At 33.8% G+C, this 1,499-nt stretch carries 1 protein-coding gene; it reads left to right on the forward strand.

The annotated features are described in order from the left end of the window. The first annotated feature begins 99 nt into the window (after positions 1-99). Positions 100-1,436, forward strand: a protein-coding gene (locus COD92_RS31340) for an IS3 family transposase (RefSeq protein ID WP_098532304.1) whose coding sequence is annotated in 2 segments (ribosomal slippage) — positions 100-484 and positions 484-1,436 — 1,338 coding nt in all. Because the reading frame shifts where the segments join, the coding sequence is not laid out codon by codon here. Positions 1,437-1,499: the final 63 nt, after the last annotated feature.

The following is a 1,499-nucleotide window of genomic DNA, read 5'->3' on the forward strand; positions in this document are numbered from 1 at the left end:
TAAAATGTACCCGATAGAGTAGACACTAAAAAAAGGTCTGCCCTCTCGGGTACTTTTATGTATAATGAATAAAAAATGTGAGAATCGGAGACTAAACGCATGTCAAAAAAACTCTTCACTGATAAAGAAATAAAGAACCTTTCTAATAATTCTAATGTCAAATCTGTAAGTACAAAAGGAATTACATACACTGATGAATTTAAAAGGATCTTTATTACTGAAAGCGAGAATGGAAAATTACCACGTCTGATTTTTGAGGAGAACGGTTTTGATGTTGATATCATAGGTATCGTTAGGGTAAATAGAGCCGCTGCTAGATGGCGGGCTACCTATAAGGAATCGGGGGTATTGGGACTTTGCGATACACGTAATGATAATTCAGGGAGACCCATTAAAAGAGAGCTTAGTTTAGAAGAAAAAAACACAAAATTAGAAGCTCAAATTAAACTGTTGCGCGCTGAAAATGAATTGCTAAAAAAGTTAGACATGATAGAAAGGGGGCTGGAGAAAAACAAGTAAAAGTATCAGCTGAGGAGAAATTCCTCTTAATTCGTTCAGTAATTGAAAAGTATGATCTTAAAAACAAGATTGGTTTCTTATGCGAAATATCTGGAGTTTCACGCTCGGGTTATTATAATTATTTTTCTCCGAAGTCCGAGGAAAACCGAATGCGTCGTGAAAAGGAAGACTTGATCTTAAGAGAAAATATTTTAAAGGCGTTTCATTTTAAACGACGTAATAAAGGTGCCCGACAAATTAAGATGACGTTAAAAGGGCAGTTTTATATTAACTATAACTTAAAACGGATCCGTAGAATTATGAAAAAATACAGTATTGTATGCCCTATTAGAAAAGCGAACCCTTATAAGAAGATGTTAAAAGCAACCCAAGAACATTCTGTCCTTCCGAATTTACTCAATCGAGATTTTAAACAGGATATCCCAGGTAAAGTTTTACTTACAGATATTACTTATTTATATTACGGAAAGGGACAAAAAGCTTATTTATCGACCATTAAGGATAGTTCAACAAATGAGATATTAGCCTATAATGTATCAGATCGTCTAACATTAGATTTAGTTACTGATACTTTAGTAAAGTTAAAGAAAAATAGAAGAGTAAAGTTTGCAGAAGGAGCCTTTATTCACTCGGATCAAGGAGTACACTATACTAGCCCTACTTTTCAGAAGCATGTAAAAAAATTAAAGTTAGCCCAATCAATGTCCAGAAGAGGAAACTGTTGGGATAACGCACCACAAGAGTCATTTTTCGGTCATTTTAAAGATGAAGCAAATATAAAATCGTGTGTTACCTTAAACGAACTTAAACAGGAAATCAGAAGCTATATGAATTACTATAACAATTTTAGATACCAATGGAATTTAAAGAAGATGACCCCTGTTGAGTACAGAAATCATCTCCTGAATTTGGCATAACCTTTTTAAAAATGTCCTTTACAACGGGTACACTTTAAATATCTGGCTGACCTTATAATACGA

Source organism: Bacillus sp. AFS037270 (assembly GCF_002585305.1).